We start from the raw sequence: 19,319 nt of genomic DNA, 5'->3' as shown, positions 1-19,319 counted from the left end.
GCAGGAGGTTACGGATTGTTGCGCACGTGCGGGCTGGTGTGATGCCCGGCAGTGCCATGGTTGTTGCGGAACAGCGGTACCAGCTGCCACAGCGCCGAGAGCCCCACCAGCGTGTAAACCACACGCGACAGCAGCGCGTCCTGTCCGCCGAACAGTGCGGCAACCAGATCGAACTGGAACAGGCCGACCAGCCCCCAGTTCAATCCACCGACGATGAGAAGCACCAGAGTGATGACGTTGATCGCTTTCATGAAAGCATTCCATGTGGGTTGGGAGACCCCAGACTCCGCATGCCCCAGCGAGAAGGCCGTGAGCGTCGCCCGCTGGCGGCCCGCTTTGCACACATGTCGCTCACATCCGCCAGCCATGCGGGTAGTGTCTGCGCTCGGGCAGCGGTCGCCAGCTGCGCGATGGCCGGTGACCAATGCCTTGGCAGACAGGCGGCGACCCGACATGGATAGGGGCGATATCGCTTCGTTCACCGCCGAGGCGAACGATTCAGCGGCGTGCATCTTCGGCCTGATGCCGCCGCTGGTCCGGCACTGAGTCCGCTTCGGCATCCGCCTGCCGGCGCGGCTGCCGAGGAAGCAGCACACCCCGCGTCAATCGACGTCGGTAACGGACAAGGCAGCGTCCGGTGCGGCGGCCATGTTGCAGGGAGGCGACGCCCTGCAACATGCCGGATCATCACCTCACACCAGGTGCTTGGAGTGTTTGCCGGCCATGCGGGCGAACTCGTGCAGTTCCGTCCCCAAGTTCCGAGCGCTCTTGGACCGCGTTATCTCGTTGTTGGTCTGTTCCAGCCTCGATCGGTTCGGGCTACTCGGTGCCGAAACATGTTCCCGGCGCGGTGGTGCCGCCGTGGATGTCGATGGCAAATCCTGTGGCTGGCTGGAAGAGGTGCTTGCCTCCTGCACAGACAACGCTCTTGCCGTTGCCAGCAGCGCTTCAACATCATTGCCCTCCAACAAGGCGTTGATGGCCTTGCTGGCCTTGGTCCCACGTCGCTGGGAGAGCGTTTCATGCATGGCGCCCAGGACTCCGCGGCCTAGCTGCTTCCCCAGCCCGATGTCGGTGCTTCCCTCGCGACGGTTGTTCTTGATGGTGATGGCGGTGTGCTGGTTCAGGGCGCCAACGGCGGCCATGCCCCCGGAGATCGCCGAGACCGCCAGGCTTTGCGGGAGCGGAACATTGCGGGTGCCGCCCTGGGAGGCCGAAACGAGTTTGCTGATCACCGACGATGCGGCGCTGCCCAGGAAGATCAGATGGAACATCTGGCCGATGCGCTGTGCGGTTTGCGCGGTGAACTCGAGATAGTTGTACTTCTTGGCGATATCGTTGAACAGCTGCTGCGACAGCACGGACTTTTCGGCGCCGATAAGCAGCTTGGATGCGGTGCCGTTCGGGTCGATTTCGTCGAGCCTGCCTTCGCGCAACGCCTCAAGGTCGTTGCGCACCAAGCGCAGTTCCTGCATCGCCTTGCTGGCGTCGCCGGCCTCGATGTCGCGGTCGTCTGCCGTGATTGCGCCTGGCTGCGTACCCTCTGCTGTCACTGCATCCGCCAGCAGCTTCTCCAACTCCGCGACCCCGGCGGTGACGCGCTTGACCAGCGCTTGGGTGGGCGACTGGATCAGGCTGCGTAGCTTGTCGGTCTTGATGTCCTCTGCGCTGACCGCCGCGCCGCTGGCCAGCTTCTGCTTGCCTGCGTCGGTCAGTACATCGGCGTACAAGAGGTTGAGCTTGTTGTTGGCTTCCTGCTTGGCTTGCTCGTCGAAGCCGGCGGCCACATGTTGCGCAGCCGTCATCAACATCGCGCCAACCGTCTGCGCCGTCGGCGACAGCGCACGCATCGCGCCTGTCTTGCTGAGCAGCCCCAGCGTGCTGGCCACCGGCGAGCGCAAGATACGTGGAACGGCCTGCCAGCGGTTGCCCTGCCACTGGCGATCGTGTGCGCCCTGGGTCATGACGAAATCATGCTGGGCCTGGTGCAGCTCCTTCTCTGCTGCCAGCAAGATGTCGGCTGCCGCCGCGCGTTCCTTACTTGAGGAATTCGGATCACTCTGAATCTCGCGAAACACGTCGCAGGCTTTGGCGAACGTTTCGATCTTTTCCTTGAGGGCGTGTGCCAGTTCGGGGAGCCAGTGCTTGTCGTTGATCTGCTTCTTGTCCGGCACGATGACATGAGCGCCGTGTTCGCGAATCGACTCGCACAGGCTGACAACCGCCGATTGTTGGCCGGCATTCACAGGTGCGGCGACCAGCATGGTGGCCAGGCCGAACCCTGCGCCGGCCCACGGTTGGCGTGTCGCATAGTTGATCCACGGCGAGACGATGTACTGCATGGCATTGGTGAGGAAGCTGCCGCTCGGGTTGGGCATGCCGGAAAGCAGCGCGGTGCGCCGCAGCGTGGCTACGTCGTTTTCGTTCAGCCCCTGCGCCTTGTACCAATCGATCACATCGTGTTCGCTGATGCGGCTGACCAGATCCGCATGCGTGGCCGCGCGTGCCTGCGCACCCGTGGTGCCGGGCGATTTCATCGGCCTGAGCCTGCTGATCAGATCGGCCGCCAAGTCCGGTGCGATTGCGCGTGCATTGTCCGAGGCCAACTGCTGACGAAGCCGTGCCAGCGTCGCCTTCGTTGCATTCGATGAGGTTGCCGGTTGCGGGACGAGGGCCTGGGCGTCTTGCTCGGGCCTGGCTAGAAGCGCCCCTAGCGTGGTTGCGCCACTGCGCCTGACGGGCGCACGCCCAAGTGGGCTGAGTGCGGGGTCCGGCGCGGATTGGTGTGTGACGGCCGCAGAGGTGGAGGCAGTGGCGAGCTCTGTTTCCTGGATCTCAGGCAAGTGCGGCCCCGCACTGCGGCTGGCCGAATCAACGGATGCGGATGACTTCATCGGGACATCTCCTGACGTGTATACGGCAGATAGATTGCGTGCGTACCGGACGATTGGTGCGCATCGCATGGGATTGCATCGCAGATGCCGTGGAACCTCCCTCCCGTAGCGAAGTTCCTGGTGCAATCCTGGGCCTGCCGGTATTGGTGGAGGCGAAGTGGTGAATGCACTGCGCGAAAATTGAACTACCAGACGCGTATGCCCGCTGTCTGTCCAGCAGATTTTCTATCGCCGTACGCGAACCAAATCAGGTTCCGAAGCGGCGCCTGGTATGCAATGGATGTGGAGCGTGACAGAGGGCAGTCTTTTCAAATGCACTGGCACTCTGCAGTCGGCCGGTCTCTGTCTCGTCAGCAACCTTCCAAAAATGCGCGTCCAGGGCGAGCAGGTCGTCGTGGGTGCATGCCAATGGTGCTGCGCGTCAGGACTGCCGCGCCGGACGGCGCGCCAGGCGATGGTCATTGGTGACGGGCATGGCCTGAGGTGCCGAAAAATCTGTGGCCACCACAGCCTTGATCGCTGACTTGAGCAAACAGGCAAGCGTGCGGATCGAACTATTTGCGTGAGGCTTTTGCGCTTCGTGCGTTGCGCCGGTGATTCGCGCTTTTTTTGCGGTGACCGGGCGCTGACAGTGACACTGCCCAGGCAGAGCCAAGCGATGCAGCTCGCACTTTCATTGTGAGATACCTCAAATGACATCCGATCAGATCAATGTTGATTCCATGGTGGCTTCGTTCTTTTCCGGTCTTGGTATTCGCCTGGGCCTGACCGATGCACTGGTGCAGCGCCTGCGTGAAGGCGAGACCGTTCTCGGGCCTGCGGGCATGCTGTGTCGCGTGCATGCGCAGCCCCGGAACGATGGCGTGTCGGGATTTCCGGAAGTCATCCTGCCGTTGGCCGCACGCGAACTCCAGGGCGACGAGGTCGTCACACTGCTTGCGCTGCAAGAGCAACTGCTGACCGAGTACGGGTGGCGGCTGACGATGTCCAACCTGGGCCTGCTGTGCATCTGCCCGTTGCTGCTCGCGCAGACGCCCGAAGACGTGGCAGCCACTCTCGAGCGGGGGCAGGTCGTCGCACGTGTCGTGCTGGATGCGCTGGTGACGCAGGCGGGCAGCGCGAGGGAGGCTGTCGTATGAAGCTCCAACGCCAGAACAGCGCTCCACCGTCCATCCCAAGTGGATCGTCCGCAAATCCCGGTGCCGCGCACGCAAGCGAACCATTCGTGCCAGAGCCGCAGACGCCGCGTTCGACGGTGCTAAAGGGGCTGGCGGAGCCGAGCCCGCGCTTGCGCGCGCGTGCAGGCAAGACCACAACGCTGCCGTCGGGTGAATTATCCCCCGCCAAGACCAGGCAGTGGCGTCCGGAAGCGGGTGAATCCTCCCGCGCTGCGTCTGAGCGCGCAGAGCGCCAGCATCGCGCTGGGCGGCATCCAGGCAACCAGCAGGCGGCTTCTTCTTCGGCGACGCAGGGGGCTTACGCGCAGCGTTGTGTCGCCGCTTGCGAACGCCTGAAGACGCAACTGCGTGCAGGTCTGAAGGATCGCCCGTTTGCGGAGCCGTCGGACGAGCAGCTCGCATTGCAGGCGGAATACGTGCAGTGGGCCGATGCCCGCTTGCAGGAGCGTATTGAGGCATTCGGTCCGGACGCTGCCTACGAAGTTGCCGGGGATATGAAGGCGGTCGGCAGGAAAGCGTCGCTGCCCATTGCGTATGAAAGTCTCAGATCGTTTTTCGTTGGCGCGTTGCGGACGCCGCTCGGCATTTCTGCAGCCACTGCCTACCAGAGCAGCCGCCCGCCCGCTTCCGAACCCTTGAGTACAGCGACCCTGGCTGGGGTGATCTCGGGAATGGGGTCGCATGCCTGCGACACGCTGTTGATTCCATCGATGGACAGGCGCGCGCGCGTTGCCAATCTGCCGCGTTTCCAGGCGATCGATCCCAAAATCCTGGTGCCGGACCCGCCGCCGGTCCTATTGGAAGTCACCCCTGAGGGAAACAAGCGCTTCGTGCGTCCCGGAGAAAACGGTACGCCGACCCGTGCCGAGCTCACGGCACAGGCCTATGACCGTCGGGCAGGAATCGCGCAGCGTCAGTCCATGCTGGACGATACGGCGCTGGACACCATGCTGCTCAGGCCGACCATCAGCGGCGGCTTTAACGCCGCGCGGCGCACTTCAGGGGACCCCTCCACCCGTACGGCGGTTGCCGAAGTTGGCCTGGCCGGGCTGGCGGTGGGTGGTGCAGGCGCTCTGCATAAGGCGTTGCTGGACACCGGCAAGGCAATGGGGCGCACTGGCCAGATGACGGTTCCCGATTTGCTCGGTGGGAATCAGCGCTTGAATCTGTTCGCTCTTGCATTGCCGGACAAGACACGACCTCCTGCCACGTGGTCCGATGCGGTGCATTTTCCCAGCTATCTGTTGCAGACAGGTCAGGAAGCGATGGCATTAGCGAGACAGGCGTTCAGCACGGCGAACGCGGCAACGACGGCGCTCCGCGATGTGCTGGGACGCCATATGGTCGGCAATGTGTTGGCCAACATGGCTTCGTTGGGTGCCACCAGATTGATCGCTTCCCCGCTGAGAGGAGGGTATGGCGGCGGCAGCTTGCCTGGAGAGGCCGACAATTCTCCAGCATGGGTGTTGCAGCAAGGAGCGCAGATGTTCTTCAACGATGTGGTGTGGAATGCGCTGAAAGCCAAGAACGGCACAAATACCACCCAGGCCACGCGATTGGATCACGAGCGCGCCATTGTAGCGGCCGAGCAGGATAGAACGATTTCACGCACCTTGCAGACGCTCGCCCAGCCCCTGGACACAGCGCTTGGCTTGCTTCCCCCGCCAGCCCAGGGCGAAGTGGCGCGTGCCATGGAAGAAGGCACGGGCGTGCCCGTGCCGCTCAGCGCTGACGTCGACCGATTGCGCAATGCGTTGCAGCAGCTAAGGAACCAGGTGGCTGCGCAAGCGGTCTCGATCGCGACCATCGACGATGCGCTTGGTCGGCTGGCCGATCTCCCCGTCGCGGGTGAAGGCGAAGGCCGCGCGGTGATCGCAGAGTTGTCTGCGCAATTGCACGCGCTTGGCGCGGCCTTGCGTCAGAAGCAGGCGCTGCAGCAGTGGCAACAGGGTAGGCCTTGAGCGCCGCCCAGACGCCGGCGCCTTGCCATAACCAAACGCACGCGCTACGAGTTGCAGCCAGGGCTGCGGCCGTGGCGCTTGCGTCAGCCCGGCGTTACCTGCATGCCAGAACGCAGGCTTGTCAGTGAGCAACGGGTTCCAAGTCAATGCGCCCATGGCCTGATACAAAACAGATGCGCGTTGCGCGACAACTGCAGCAACGGGCGGCACGCTTGCGGTTGCGGTGGCGACACTCGCGTTGCGCCTACGGCAAAGCGCCTGCGCGTTTGCTGCTGCGGCATTAGCGCCTGGTCAGGAGGGCGTGCAGCTGTTTCGCTCTGCCATCATCCGTTGCGTGGGCGGCGAGTCGAGCGAAACATGCATCGCCGTATCGGCTGGCGTGGCAGCGTCACTGCCGTCATCCTCAGCGTGCGGGTTTGCGTTTGACGTAGAGCTGCTTGCGGACATGTGCGACCACTTCGCCGTCGCGGTTGTAGACCGTGTTCTCGAACCAGCGCAGATGTTTCTCGCCGTTTGCAGTGGCCTGGCGCAATTGCGCCAGCACGCTGTCGTCGATGACGAAATCCGCCGTTACCGTGCCGCGCCCGGGCTTGACGAATTCGATGCTGCCGGCCTTGTCCCACACGTAATATTCGCGGCCCAGGTTGTGCATGGTCAGCAGCATCCAGAACGGGTCGGTCATCGCAAACAGGCTGCCGCCGAAATGGGTGCCGACATAGTTGCGATTCCATGGGCGCTGGCGCAGCTCCACCCGCGCAAAACGGTAGTCGGCCGAGAGCACGGTGACGTGGATGCCGGCAAACAAAAATGGCGGCCACAGATTGATGCCTAACTTGAACAGCGATGCGCGCATGCGGGCCTGTTTCCTTGCCAAGGGAAAGTGCGCAGCATAACATTCGCATGCGTATGGATTAAGCCGGCTGCGCGTGGTCGGCACGGCGTCCGTCCGTTGCTGCTGACCGCGAGCTGGTGTCGTCATGGTCGTTGGCCCGGGTCAAAAAGCCATGCAGGCCCCCGAACGCAACACGCCGGGCACAGGCCCGGCGCGCATCCTGCGGTGAGCAGGGCGATCGGGTGACCGCCTCAACTCAGCGCAGGTGTCGCACGTCAACGCTGGGGCTTAAAACACCAGCGCCGACATCTTGCGACGATAGCGGCCGACCAGATCTTCGTCCTCGATCACGCGGAAGGCATCGATCAGGCTACGGCGCGGCAGGTTGTCGTCGAAGCTGCGGTCCTGCCGCAGCATTTCCAGGAACTGCTCCAGCGCCGCTTCGTCGTTGCCGTCGAGCAGATGGCGCACGCCGAGCAGGTGCCGTGCGCGCAGGTCGGCGCTGTTGGCATCCACGGCAGCCTGCAGGGTGCCGGCGTCCGGGGCGTCCTTGAGAACGTTGGCAAAGCTCAGCCGCGCCTTGGCGCGCACCGCGCGGTCGTCGGTGGCCAGGTTGGCGGGCAGGGCATCGATCAACTGCTCGGCCTCGGCGGTGTCGCCGGTCTTGAGCAGCGCCAGCGCCAGGTCCAGCTTGAGTTCGTCCTTGTCCGGTTCGGCGGCGACCGCTTCACGCAGCGCCGCGGCCTGCGCCTGCGGGTCGAGCGGCGCCAGCGGCACGTCTTCTGCCACCTGCGGCTCGGCCGGCAGCACGCCGTGCTGGGTCAGGAATTCGCGCACCTGGCCTTCCGGCATCGCGCCGGGGAAGCCGTCGACGATCTCCCCACCCTTGACCAGGAAGACCGTCGGCACCGAGCGGATCTGGAACGCCGCAGCGATCTGCTGTTCCTTGTCCACGTCGACCTTGCCCAGCTCGAACGCACCGTTGTACTCGCCGGCCAGCTTTTCCAGGATCGGCGTCAGCGACTTGCAGGGGCCGCACCAGGTGGCCCAGAAGTCCACCAGGACCGGTGTCGTCAACGATTTCTGCAGGACCTCGGTCTCGAAGGTGTCGGTGGTGGCATCGAATACATGCGGCTTGTCGGACATGGGCTTCCAGAAGTTAAGTGCGGCAACAATGGGAGGTAATGGTGGCAAACGCGGCTGACACAAGCCCAGCCGCAATGAGGCGCTCACGTGCCCGGTTCGGGCGCCTTCCGCATGGCCGTGGCAGCGTCAGGGGTTCACGCCGCGCCCGACCGGCACGACAATGCCGCGTTCTGGCGGCGCGTCGCGCCCCGTGTTGGAGCAAGCCAATGGCAACCACCGAGCGCGCGCAGCGCTACATGGGCCTGATCGCGGCAACGGTTTTCGTACTGGCGCTGGCCGGTTTCGGCGTCACGCTGCCGGGCTATCTGCAGGCCAGCCATCCGGTGGCGCTGTTGGGCGCGCAGGGCGTGCCGCATGCGCTGGGCTTCAATCTGGTCGCCTTCGTGCTGGTGGGCGCGCTGGGCATGGCCACCGGGGTCAGCCTGCTGGCGCGCATGCCGCCCAAGGCCAGCTGGAGTCTGCGCGTGGGCGGACAGTTGATCGTGCTGGCCGGCCTGGCCTTCCTGGGCATGGGCATGCTGCCGCTGGATCCCACCGATCTGGATGGCCGTGCCAGCCAGGCCCATGCCACCGCCTGGTTGTTGTGGGCCGTGGCGTTCGTGCCCGGCATGTTGTTGATTGCCGCCGCGCTGCTCAACGATGCCACGACCCGCAGGCTGGCCTGGTTGAGCCTGGCGGCCGGATTGCTGGTGGCAGTGCTGGCGTTCGGCCCGCCGGGCCTGGTGCGCCAGGCCATTGCGCAACGGCTGGCGTTCCTGGCCTGGGTCGGCTGGCTGGCGGTGGCGGGCTGGATCTGGCCGCCGAAGCCGGCCGCGCTGCGGTAACGGTTTGGTCCACCTGCTGCACTGCGGTACCCTGTACCGCTTTGCACCGCCCGAGCATCCGCTCCCAATGTCCACCGTCGAACCGAACGTCTACGACCCGCAGCAGGTCGAAACCTCCGCCCAGCAGTTCTGGGATGCCACCCGCGCCTTCCAGGTCGACGAGAACTCGGAGAAACCCAAGTTCTATTGCCTGTCGATGCTGCCGTACCCGTCCGGGGCGCTGCACATGGGCCATGTGCGCAACTACACCATCTCCGACGTGGTCAGCCGCTACAAGCGCATGACCGGCCATAACGTGCTCCAGCCGATGGGCTGGGATGCGTTCGGGTTGCCGGCCGAAAACGCCGCCATCAAGAACAAGACCGCGCCGGCCAAGTGGACCTACGCCAACATCGAGCACATGCGCGCGCAGCTGAAATCGCTGGGCTACGCCATCGACTGGTCGCGCGAGTTCGCCACCTGCACGCCGGACTATTACGTGCACGAGCAGCGCATGTTCACCCGGTTGATGCGCAAGGGCCTGGCCTACCGCCGCAACGCGGTGGTGAACTGGGACCCGATCGACCAGACCGTGCTGGCCAACGAGCAGGTCATCGACGGCCGCGGCTGGCGCTCCGGCGCGCTGGTGGAAAAGCGCGAGATCCCGCAGTGGTTCCTGCGCATCACCGATTACGCCCAGGAGCTGCTGGACGGCCTGGATCAACTGGATGGTTGGCCGGATTCGGTCAAGACCATGCAGCGCAACTGGATCGGCCGCTCGGAAGGGCTGGAAATCCAGTTCGACGTGCGCGACATCGACGGCGCACCGCTGGACCCGCTGCGCGTGTTCACCACCCGCCCGGACACGCTGATGGGCGTGACCTTCGTGTCGATCGCCGCCGAGCATCCGCTGGCGTTGCATGCCGCCAAGTCCAACCCGGAACTGGCCGCGCTGCTGGAAACGCTCAAGCATGGCGGCGTCTCCGAAGCCGAGCTGGAAACCCAGGAAAAACGCGGCATGGCCACTGGCCTGACCGCGGTCCACCCGATCAGCGGCGAGCAGGTGCCGGTGTGGGTGGCCAACTTCGTGCTGATGGGCTACGGCACCGGCGCGGTGATGGCCGTTCCGGGCCACGACCAGCGCGATTTCGAGTTCGCCAACAAGTACGGCCTGCCGATCGTGCAGGTGGTCAAGCTGCGCGAGCCGCGCAACGAAGAAGAGCAGACCTGGGACGCCACCCACTGGCGCGATTGGTACACCGACAAGAGCCGCGAGCTGGAGCTGATCAATTCGGCCGAGTTCGATGGACTGGATTTCGGCGGTGCCTTCGAAGCACTGGCCGAGCGCTTCGAGCGCAAGGGCCAGGGCCAGCGTCGGGTCAATTACCGCCTGCGTGACTGGGGCGTGAGCCGTCAGCGTTATTGGGGCTGCCCGATTCCGGTGATCTATTGCGCCAAGTGCGGCGCGGTGCCGGTGCCGGAAGATCAACTGCCGGTGGTGCTGCCGGAGAACGTGGAATTTTCCGGCACCGGTTCGCCGATCAAGACCGACCCGAGCTGGCGCCAGACCACCTGCCCGGACTGCGGCGGCCCGGCCGAGCGCGAGACCGACACCTTCGACACCTTCATGGAATCGAGCTGGTACGTGGCGCGCTATACCAGCCCCAACGCACGCGACATGGTCGACCGCCGCGCCAATTACTGGATGCCGGCCGACCTGTACGTGGGCGGCATCGAGCACGCGATCCTGCACCTGATGTACTTCCGCTTCTATCACAAGCTCATGCGCGACGCGCGGCTGGTGGACAGCGACGAGCCGGTGACCAACCTGCTCACCCAGGGCATGGTCATCGCCGAGACCTTCTATCGCGATGCCGACAACGGCGGCAAGGACTGGATCAACCCGGCCGACGTGGAAATCCAGCGCGACGAGCGTGGCCGCGTCACCGGTGCGGTGCTGATCGCCGACGGCCAGCCGGTGCACATCGGCGGCACCGAGAAGATGTCCAAGTCCAAGAACAACGGCGTGGATCCGCAGTCGATGGTGGCCAAGTACGGCGCCGACACCGTGCGGCTGTTCTCGATGTTTGCCGCACCGCCGGAGCAGTCGCTGGAGTGGAACGAGGCCGGCGTCGATGGCATGGCGCGCTTCATGCGCCGGCTGTGGGTGCAGGTGCACAAGCACGTGGACGAGGGCATTGTCGAAGTCGATAAGTTGACCAAGGTCGTGATGTTTGCTGCGTTGAGCGCCGAGCAGAAAGCGATCCGCCGCAAGACCCACGAAACCATCGGCAAGGTCAGCGACGACTATGGCCGCCGCCACAGCTTCAACACCGCCATTGCCGCAGTGATGGAACTGTCCAACGCGCTGGCCAAGTTCGACGACGCCAGCGAACAGGGCCGCGCGGTGCGCCAGGAAGCGCTGGAGGCGATGGTGCTGCTGCTCAATCCGATCACCCCGCACGCCAGCCACGCGTTGTGGCAGGTCCTGGGCCGGGGCGAGACACTGCTGGAAAACGTGGCGTTCCCGCAGGCCGATGCCAGCGCGCTGGTGCGCGATGCATTGACACTGGCAGTGCAGATCAACGGCAAGTTGCGCGGCACGATCGACGTCGCTGCCGATGCGACCCGCGAACAGATCGAAGCGCTGGCGCAGGCCGAGCCGAACGCCGCCAAGTTCCTCGAAGGCCTGAGCGTGCGCAAGATCATCATCGTGCCGGGCAAGATCGTGAACATCGTCGCCGGCTAAGCCGTGCTGGTCCGGCGGGTTGCCCTCGCCGGTCCGGGCAGTGCGCCGGATCGGCGTGGCAACGCGCTTGCACGGTGGCGGGGACGTCCAATGCGGTCAGGTGCGTGGGTAACGTTGCAGCTGCCGCTCACTGCACCGGCGTGCGATGTGCGGATGTGCTGCTACGATGGATCTTGCGATGCATGGCATGGGCGCGCGACAACACGAAAAGGCGAGGCCGATCGGCGAGAAGCGCCAGGTGTCTTGGGCGACCATTCCATCGGTGCGTGACGACGTGCTGCTGGGTTTTCAGGCAAATCACCGCGTCGGCGCGTGGCGTGGCTTACGTGGGCACTGCTTTCGTTTTCGACACCGCATTTCACTGGCGCGCACGACGCGTGGGTAGAGTTTTGGCAGTGGTTGCCGACGATGCGTTTCACTGGCGCGTGGCGACGCGCGTTTTTTCATTCCTGGGGCGCCGCAGTGTTTCGCGGCGTCCTCTCAAGCCCCGTTCACGCGGTCTCGGGCAGGCTAGCCGCCTGTTGCCGCCGCCGGGGCGCTCATCCAGACTGTGCCCATGATTCGATTTCCTACTGCCTTCGCTGCGTCCCTCGTGCTCGTCTCGAGCCTCACCGCCTGCGGCTTCCATTTGCGCAATTCGCTGGCGTTGCCGCCCGACACACCGGCGGTGAAGGTGCAGTCCGCCGTGCAGTACAGCGAGTTGGCCAAGCTGTTGCGGCGGGGTCTCAAGGCCTCCGGCGCCACGCTGGCCGACGAGGATGCCAAGACCGGCTTTGCGCAGTTGCAGGTGTTGTCCGAGCGTTGGGGCGATCTGCCGATCGCCATCGACAGCCAGGGCCGTGCACAGGAATACAGCCTGCGCTACGCGGCCATTTTCACCGTCACCACCGCCAATGGCTCGGTGCTGGTGCCGCAGCAGGTGATCGAGCTCTCGCGCGACTACGTGTCGCCACCGGTGGATGCCACCGGTACGGCAACCGAGCGCGAAATCCTTGCCGACGAACTGCGCAAGGACATGTCGGCCTCGATCCTGCGTCGTATCGACAGCGTGGTGCGGGCACGCCTGCAGCGCGGCGAAGGTCTGGAGAGCACGCCGACCGCGCCATTGCCGCCGGCCCCGACGGCGCCAGCGCAGCCGACCACGACACCCGAATCCAGCGTGCCGGCCTCGTTGCCGCCCGCGCCCACGTCGGGCAACTGAGCCGCGCCCCGCGTTTTCGGTGATGGAACTTCGCCCAGAGCAGCTGGCCGGCCAGTCCAGCCAGCCCTTGCAGCCGGTGTATCTGATCGCCGGCCCCGAGACCTTGCGTGTGCTTGAGGCCGCCGATGCGGTGCGCGCACGCGCGCGCGCCGAAGGCATCGGCGAACGCGAAGTTTTCGATGCCGATGGCCGCGAGTTCGACTGGAACCAGCTTGACGCCAGCTTCAATGCGCCCAGCCTGTTCAGTCCGCGCCGCCTGGTCGAAGTGCGCCTGCCCAGCGGCAAGCCCGGCAAGGACGGGGCCGAGGTCATCACCCGCTTCTGCGCCAACCCGCCGCCGGACGTGGTGCTGCTGATCACCGCCAACGACTGGAGCAAGGCGCATCACGGCAAGTGGGCGGAGGCGGTCGGTCGCATCGGCACCATCGCGGTGGCCTGGGCGATCAAACCGCACGAACTGTCCGACTGGATCGAGCGCCGCCTGCGCGCGCACGGCCTGCGCGCCGATGCCGCTGCCGTGCAGCGCCTGAGCGAGCGGGTGGAAGGCAACCTGCTCGCCGCCGCGCAGGAAATCGACAAGCTCGCCCTGTTGGCCGACGGCAAGACGCTGGATCTGGAGGCGATGGAATCGCTGGTGGCCGATGCCGCACGCTACGACGTGTTCCGGCTGGCCGAAACCACGTTGTCCGGGCAGCCGGCCGCGGTGATCCGCATGCTTGCCGGCCTGCGCGGCGAAGGCGAGGCGGTCGCCGCGCTGATGCCGATCCTGATCAAGGAGCTGCTGCGCACCGCGTCACTGGCGAAGGTGCAGGCCAACGGCGGCAACCTGGCTGCCGAAATGAAGGCGCAAGGGCTGTGGGAATCGCGCCAGGCGCCCTTCAAGCGCGCGCTGCAGCGTCACCCCGAACCGCACCGCTGGGAACGCTTCGTCGCCGAAGCCGGGCTGGTCGATCGCATGGCCAAGGGCCGCGCCGACGGCGACGCCTGGGTTGGTCTGGAACGCCTGCTGGTGGCCGTGGCCGAAGCCCGCGCGGTGAGATTGTTGGCGTGAAGGCCAGGGACGCCGGAACCCGGGACCCGGGACCGGGGAGCCGGGAAGGGCAGGGTGACCGGCAGCGAGCCCATTCCGACCAGCTTGCGCAGGCCAGCCCTGCAAGCAGCTCTTCCGGATCGCAGGAACAGCAACACTCCCATCCCGACCACGTTGCAGACCCCGGCTCTTCCGATTCCCGAATCCCGAACCCCGATTCCCAGCTCCATCTTTACTACGGCGGCACCTTCGACCCGATCCACCTGGGCCATCTGGCCATCGCCTGCGCGGCGCGCGACGAACTGGGCGCGTGCGTGCAACTGGTGCCGGCGGCCGACCCGCCGCATCGCCCTGCACCCGGTGCCACCGCTGCGCAGCGTGCGCAGATGCTGCAACTGGCGCTGGCCAACTCTCCAGGCCTGCAACTGGATACCCGCGAACTGCAGCGCGCCGCGCAGTGCGATGCGCCGTCCTACACGGTCGATACCTTGCGCGAGCTGCGTGCCGAACTTGGCCCTGCGGCGCCGATCGCCTGGTTGCTCGGCGCCGATGCCTTCGTGGGGCTGCACCATTGGCATCGGTGGGAGGCGTTGTTCGGGCTGGCGCATTTCGTGGTTGCCGCCCGTCCGGGCGCACCCTTGGCGTTGGCCGACGCACCGCAGCTGGCCGCGATGGTGCAGGGCCGCTGGGTCGCACGCGCGGACGAGCTGGTCGGCGCGCCGGCCGGCCGCCTGTATTTGCTGCATCAGCCACTGCGCGGCGAATCGGCCAGTGCGGTGCGGTCACGCATCGCCACCGGCGCGCAATGGCAGCGTCTGGTGCCGCCCCCGGTGGCCGCAATGATCCAGCGTGAAGGCCTGTACCGCAGCGTCCGCCCGGCTACCTGAACACGCGTGCTGCCGGACCGGCCTATAATTCACGCCAATTCCATCGAGTTGCCGCTTTGACCAGCCAAGCCCAAGTCATCAAGACCTCCCTTCCGAACCCGCCGCCGTCCGTGCCGGCCCTGTTGGCTACCGTGCGCGAGGCTGTCGAAGAACTCAAGGCCAAGGACGTGGTCGAGATCGATGTGCGCGGCAAGTCCAGCGTCTGCGACTACATGGTGGTGGTCTCCGGCACCTCGACCCGCCACGTCAAATCGATCGCCGACGAAGTGGTCAAGTTCGCCAAGCGTCTGGACGTGATGCCGCTGGGCGTGGAAGGCGAGCGCGAAGCCGAATGGGTGCTGGTCGATCTGGGCGATGTGGTGGTGCATGTGATGCTGCCGCGCGTGCGCGAGTTCTATGCACTGGAGCGTCTGTGGACCGTGGGCGATCAACGCCCGTCCGACGAAGACGAGTCCGACGAACTGCGCTGAGTCTGCGCAGGTGCGCCGCAGGCGCGCAGAGACAACAACGGCGCCCTTGGGCGCCGTTGTTGTGTGGGGCGTTCGCTGCGCAATCGGTCGGCGTCGTGCATTCCTTGGCCACGCGCTGTTCGGGACATGCATACCGCAGGTGCGCAGCGCCACGCGCTTACAGCGGTCCGCGTTCCCACGGCCCGGTGATGGCCAGGGTAATGCCCGGCGTCTGGATGTTGACGAACAAGGTGCGCGCCAACGGGTCCCAGCACGCGCCGCAGAACTCGGTGTCGCGGTAGTCGCCTTCGGCGATCGTCTTGCCGGCATCGGCAATCTGCTGCGAGGTCAGCTGCACGTTGTTCTTGGCCAGATAGAACGAGGCGCCGTTGCGCGTCAGCCCGAGCAGACGCGCGCCGGGGCCGTATTGGTCCGGGCTTTCGCCGCCGTCTTCGCACAACACCACGCCGCCGCGCGCACTCACCGTCACGTTATCCGGGTTGTGCGCAGCCAGCTGATTGCCGCTGACGAACAGCGCGCTCAGGCGTTGGGTAAACAGGTCCAGCACCCACACCGCACCGTTGCCGTAACCACGGCGCCCCTGCGCATCCACGCCGGTGCTGGTGTCGACGATGAACATCTTGCCGTAGCTGTACCAGATGCCTTCGCCGCGGCTCATGCGCAGCGCGCCATCGGCCCAGGCCTGCGCGAACGGGCCGCTCAGGGTGTCGTTGGCGCCGATATCGGCAAAGCCGGCCGGCGCAGCGATGCTGTCCAGGTCGGGCTCGGAGATATCCACCCATTCCAGCTGGAATTGCTGGCCGATGCTGGCCACGGTGAGATCGGCATTGCGGCGCCCGCGCACGCGCGCGGCTTGCAATCGCCCGCCGTTTTCCAGCGAGCCATTGCGGCCGCGGCGGTCGTTGGGGATGAAGCGGTACAGGCCGGCCTTGTTGCGGTCGTCTTCGGTGAGATAGACGATGCCGGTGCGCGGATCGATCGCCACCGCTTCATGGCTGAAACGGCCCAGGCCCACCAGCGGGCGGCCGGTGGTGCGGTGGCTGTCCGGGTCCACCTCGAACACATAGCCATGCTTGCGGCCGGTGCTGGAGACCGCATTGGTCTTGATCTCTTCGCAGCTCAGCCAGGTGCCCCACGGCGTGGGGCCACCGGCGCAGTTGACCAGCGTGCCGCCCAGGCTCGGCTCCAGGCTGCCCCAGCCGCGCCGGCCGTAACTGAGCGTGGTGGTGCCGCCGCCGGCCTGCTGGGTGCCGCTGACGATGCCGGTGTCGTACATCGCCGGGGCGCGGAACGGGTTGCCTGCGCCGCGTTCGTGGTTGCGGATCAGCACATATTCCAGACCGCGTAGCGGGTCGCTACCGGGGCGCCAGTCGGGTCGGCGCAGGCCGACCACGGCCATGCCGTCGTGGCGGTCGGGGCAGGGCTGGCCGTCGTCCATGCGGTCGCCGCTCCAGCCGAACGAGCGATAGCTGAAACCCTGTGGCAGCTGCAGCAGCGGCAAACCGGTGCTCTGGTCGGCGACCGGGGCGAGCGGGCCGTACCGGCTCGGGACCGGTGCAAGCTGCGTGGAAGGCGAGGTGGCGGCCTGGGCTTGGCGCGACTGCAGCGCGCTCAAGCTGCCAAGGGCGCCGGCGGCCATGACGGCAGCACTGCCCTTGAGAACCTGGCGGCGGGCGGGATCGAAAATCGGCATCGAACGACTCCTGCGTGGCTGGGTGGTCGAGCGACACTAATTGCCAGCTGTAACCACACCATGACACGCGGTGACAAATCGCCGCGGGCTGCCCGGGCTGTGACGCGGATATCATGTGGTCATGAAATGCCGACTCATCGCTACCGGCGAGCGCGCACCAAGCTGGGTGGCGCAAGGTTTTGCCGAATATCAAAAACGTCTTTCGCACTGGATGCCGCTGGAGCTGGTCGAGATCGAGCCCGGCCTGCGCGGCAAGGGCCGCGATGCGCAGCGCGCGACCGACGACGAAGGCCGTCGCGTGCTCTCGGCGCTGCCAAAAAATGCCTACGTGGTGGCGCTTGATGTCCCCGGGCGCCCGCTCAGTTCCGAACAGCTCGCCCAGCGCATGGAGCATTGGCGCGGACAGGGCCGCGACCTGGCGTTTCTCATCGGCGGGCCGGAAGGCCACGCGGCGGAGGTGCTCAAGAGCGCCAGCGAAAGCTGGTCGATCGGCCCGCTCACCCTGCCGCACATGCTGGTGCGCCTGATCGTCGCCGAGCAGCTGTATCGCGCCGCGGCGATGCTGGCCAACCATCCGTATCACCGCGCATAAGAGCGCCTAACGGAACTGGTGTGCAGAGCCACATCGATGCGGCGGCTGCGGTTGCAGGCCGCCGCATCCAGTCGCCACTTAGTTCAGCGAGAAGCTCACCGGCACCAGACCATAGGCCTGCACGGCCTGGCCGTTCTGCATCGCCGGCTGGAAGCGCCAGCTGCGCAGCACCTGGCTACGCGCGGCCAGGTCGAGCACGCGATGGCCGCTGCTGGTCTGCACGCTCACTTCGGCCGGACGCCCATCGGTGCCAACCAGTACGCGCAGCACCACCGTGCCTTGCTGCCCTGCACGCAGTGCAGCCGCCGGATAGCTCGGCGCGGGCGAACTCAGATACTGCAATTGCCCTGCTTCGACCGGGCCGCTGGGTGTGGTGGTTGTCGGAGCGCTGTCTGCAACAGCGTCGGAGACGGTTGCGGCAACGGCAGCCGGTGCGCTGTCGACAACGGAGGGTTCACTGACCACCGGGGTCTGTACCGGCACCGGCAGCGTCTTGGTCGGTGAATGCGTTTTCGGCGTGAACTTTACTTCGACTGGAAATACCAGCGGCGGTGGCGGCGTCGGGATGCTGACCGGCATGAGCCAACGCTCTTTTGGCGCGGTCTGCTGCGGAATGGCCCGGTGCGAGAGCGGAATCAGCAACAACCCGCCGGCCAGCAGGTGCAATGCCACGGCCGTGCTCATCGCCAGAACGCGCGAGGGGTCGATGCCAAGGGGACGGGAAGAAACCTGCGATTGCGTGCGAACCATCATCCACCTCCAGAACGGAACTGCGGAAAGGACCAGCGCGAGCCGGACGCACATCACCATCCGGTGGCGTAGGTTTACCGCGACCTCTGCGCGGGCACAAGCGATTTCGAAGCGCTGGAGGTCGGCTGGTCGATTCGCCCCGATCGCATCGATCCGCACACATTTGGCGCGCCTGACTCGTGTCGGAAACGGGGCGTTGCCATCGCAAGAGGAGGCAACAAAAATTTTGGCTTGGCCATAAAAAAAACTGCCCTCGAGGAGGGCAGTCTGCAAAGCAAACCGAACGCGGTTGCGGTCAGGTCAACGCCCCAGCTCGAACGTCACATCCAGGTTGATCGACAAGGTGCTCTCGCCGGGGGCGACCGGGGTGTCCATCTCGGCCTTTGCCGAGCGCATCGAGGCGGCCATCATCATCGGGCGGACTGCGCCGCCGCTGCGGCCTTCGGAAATGCTGACGATGCGGCGCACCTTCAGCCCCAGCGACTTGGCGTAAGTTTCGGCGCGCGCCTGGGCCTTCTTCAGTGCGGCAACGCGGGCTTCGTCGTAGACCGGCTCGGGCTGGTCGATCGAAAAGCTGGGGCCGTTGATGTCGTTGGCGCCTTGCGCGACCAGGGCGTCGAGCACCTTGCCCAGGCGGGTGATGTCGCGCACCTTGAGGCTGACCGTGTTGCTGGCCTGGTAGCCGTTGATCTTGGGCGCTTCGTTTTCCTTGTAGGTGTACTGCGGGCTCAGATTGATGCCGCTGGTCTGTACGTCTTTGTCGGCGATGCCGGCAGCTTTGACCGCGGCCATGACCTTGCTCATCTGTTCGGCGTTCTGGCGCATGGCGGCGTTGCCGTCGGCGGCCTGGGTGACCACCCCGGCAGACAGCGTGGCGATGTCCGGCACACGCTTGGCTTCGGCCTCGGCCGAGACGTTGAGCAGGGTGCCGTCGCTGGGAATGGTGTAGCTGGACGCGGGTTGGGCGTGGGCAGTCATGGCGGTTCCGGCAGCGATGGACAGGGCCAGCAACAACGGCTTGAGATGGGTACGCATGAGATCTCCTTGTCTGTGTGGCGAGCGTGTTGGCAGGTCGATGAATATGTTGTGAGTCGAGCACGGCCACGCCGTCGGCAACGGTGTGTGCGTTCACC

16 protein-coding genes are annotated in these 19,319 nt (G+C 65.7%); 9 read left to right on the top strand and 7 right to left on the bottom strand.

Annotated features, from left to right (window positions below):
- Positions 1-8 precede the first annotated feature (8 nt).
- On the bottom strand, positions 9-251 hold the full coding sequence (locus J7396_RS07090; protein WP_209261222.1) for a DUF378 domain-containing protein: 243 nt from the start codon (positions 249-251) through the stop codon (positions 9-11).
- Between the two features lie 441 nt (positions 252-692).
- Complete coding sequence (gene xopN, locus J7396_RS07085) at positions 693-2,894, bottom strand: type III secretion system effector XopN (protein WP_209261407.1); 2,202 nt, start codon at positions 2,892-2,894, stop codon at positions 693-695.
- A 692-nt stretch (positions 2,895-3,586) separates the two neighbouring features.
- Here xopN and hap3 point away from each other — a divergent pair.
- Positions 3,587-4,033: an Hpa3 family type III secretion system protein gene (gene hap3, locus J7396_RS07080; protein WP_136732744.1), complete on the top strand. Its 447-nt coding sequence runs from the start codon at positions 3,587-3,589 to the stop codon at positions 4,031-4,033.
- Entirely contained in the window at positions 4,030-6,033 is a 2,004-nt protein-coding gene (gene xopF1, locus J7396_RS07070) for a type III secretion system effector XopF1 (protein WP_244669570.1), read from the top strand. Before hap3 ends, xopF1 begins: the two co-directional genes overlap by 4 nt.
- Positions 6,034-6,436: 403 nt before the next feature.
- Here xopF1 and J7396_RS07065 read toward each other — a convergent pair whose 3' ends face one another.
- Positions 6,437-6,886 carry a DUF4442 domain-containing protein gene (locus tag J7396_RS07065; RefSeq protein ID WP_014090578.1) on the bottom strand — a complete coding sequence of 150 codons (450 nt, stop codon included), beginning with the start codon at positions 6,884-6,886 and terminating at the stop codon, positions 6,437-6,439.
- Between the two features lie 267 nt (positions 6,887-7,153).
- Positions 7,154-8,011 (bottom strand): thioredoxin, encoded by an 858-nt coding sequence (trxA, locus tag J7396_RS07060; protein WP_029819793.1) that lies wholly within the window; start codon positions 8,009-8,011, stop codon positions 7,154-7,156.
- Between the two features lie 206 nt (positions 8,012-8,217).
- Between trxA and J7396_RS07055 the strand changes: the two genes are divergently transcribed.
- The 6 genes from J7396_RS07055 to rsfS all read left to right on the top strand — a co-directional run bounded on the left by J7396_RS07055 (position 8,218) and on the right by rsfS (position 15,151).
- Entirely contained in the window at positions 8,218-8,835 is a 618-nt protein-coding gene (locus J7396_RS07055) for a DUF998 domain-containing protein (RefSeq protein WP_008573173.1), read from the top strand.
- A 67-nt stretch (positions 8,836-8,902) separates the two neighbouring features.
- The gene (leuS, locus tag J7396_RS07050; protein WP_209261220.1) at positions 8,903-11,563 is read left to right on the top strand and encodes a leucine--tRNA ligase; all 2,661 of its coding nucleotides are present in this window, start codon (positions 8,903-8,905) and stop codon (positions 11,561-11,563) included.
- Between the two features lie 556 nt (positions 11,564-12,119).
- Complete coding sequence (lptE, locus tag J7396_RS07045) at positions 12,120-12,764, top strand: LPS assembly lipoprotein LptE (protein WP_008573172.1); 645 nt, start codon at positions 12,120-12,122, stop codon at positions 12,762-12,764.
- 22 nt (positions 12,765-12,786) lie between these two features.
- Positions 12,787-13,815 carry a DNA polymerase III subunit delta gene (holA, locus tag J7396_RS07040; RefSeq protein WP_014090574.1) on the top strand — a complete coding sequence of 343 codons (1,029 nt, stop codon included), beginning with the start codon at positions 12,787-12,789 and terminating at the stop codon, positions 13,813-13,815.
- On the top strand, positions 13,812-14,681 hold the full coding sequence (gene nadD / locus J7396_RS07035) for a nicotinate-nucleotide adenylyltransferase (RefSeq protein WP_209261219.1): 870 nt from the start codon (positions 13,812-13,814) through the stop codon (positions 14,679-14,681). Before holA ends, nadD begins: the two co-directional genes overlap by 4 nt.
- Positions 14,682-14,737: 56 nt before the next feature.
- Positions 14,738-15,151 carry a ribosome silencing factor gene (rsfS, locus tag J7396_RS07030; RefSeq protein WP_005912943.1) on the top strand — a complete coding sequence of 138 codons (414 nt, stop codon included), beginning with the start codon at positions 14,738-14,740 and terminating at the stop codon, positions 15,149-15,151.
- Positions 15,152-15,308: 157 nt separating this feature from the next.
- Here the strand turns inward: rsfS and J7396_RS07025 are convergent, their stop codons facing one another.
- Positions 15,309-16,844 (bottom strand): alkaline phosphatase PhoX, encoded by a 1,536-nt coding sequence (locus tag J7396_RS07025; protein WP_014090572.1) that lies wholly within the window; start codon positions 16,842-16,844, stop codon positions 15,309-15,311.
- Between the two features lie 121 nt (positions 16,845-16,965).
- On the opposite strand from J7396_RS07025, the gene rlmH reads away from it, so the two are divergent.
- The gene (gene rlmH, locus J7396_RS07020; protein ID WP_031423404.1) at positions 16,966-17,436 is read left to right on the top strand and encodes a 23S rRNA (pseudouridine(1915)-N(3))-methyltransferase RlmH; all 471 of its coding nucleotides are present in this window, start codon (positions 16,966-16,968) and stop codon (positions 17,434-17,436) included.
- 78 nt (positions 17,437-17,514) lie between these two features.
- Here the strand turns inward: rlmH and J7396_RS07015 are convergent, their stop codons facing one another.
- A complete protein-coding gene (locus J7396_RS07015; RefSeq protein ID WP_209261406.1) occupies positions 17,515-18,120 on the bottom strand; it encodes an energy transducer TonB in 606 nt (201 codons plus the stop codon).
- Positions 18,121-18,486: 366 nt separating this feature from the next.
- On the bottom strand, positions 18,487-19,221 hold the full coding sequence (locus J7396_RS07010) for an SIMPL domain-containing protein (protein WP_008573166.1): 735 nt from the start codon (positions 19,219-19,221) through the stop codon (positions 18,487-18,489).
- Between the last annotated feature and the right edge of the window lie 98 nt (positions 19,222-19,319).

The organism is Xanthomonas sp. A1809, from assembly GCF_017746015.1.
Classification (GTDB): domain Bacteria; phylum Pseudomonadota; class Gammaproteobacteria; order Xanthomonadales; family Xanthomonadaceae; genus Xanthomonas; species Xanthomonas euvesicatoria.
The sequence above is the reverse complement of the archived record's forward strand: the minus strand, read 5'-3'. Positions and strand labels throughout refer to the sequence as shown.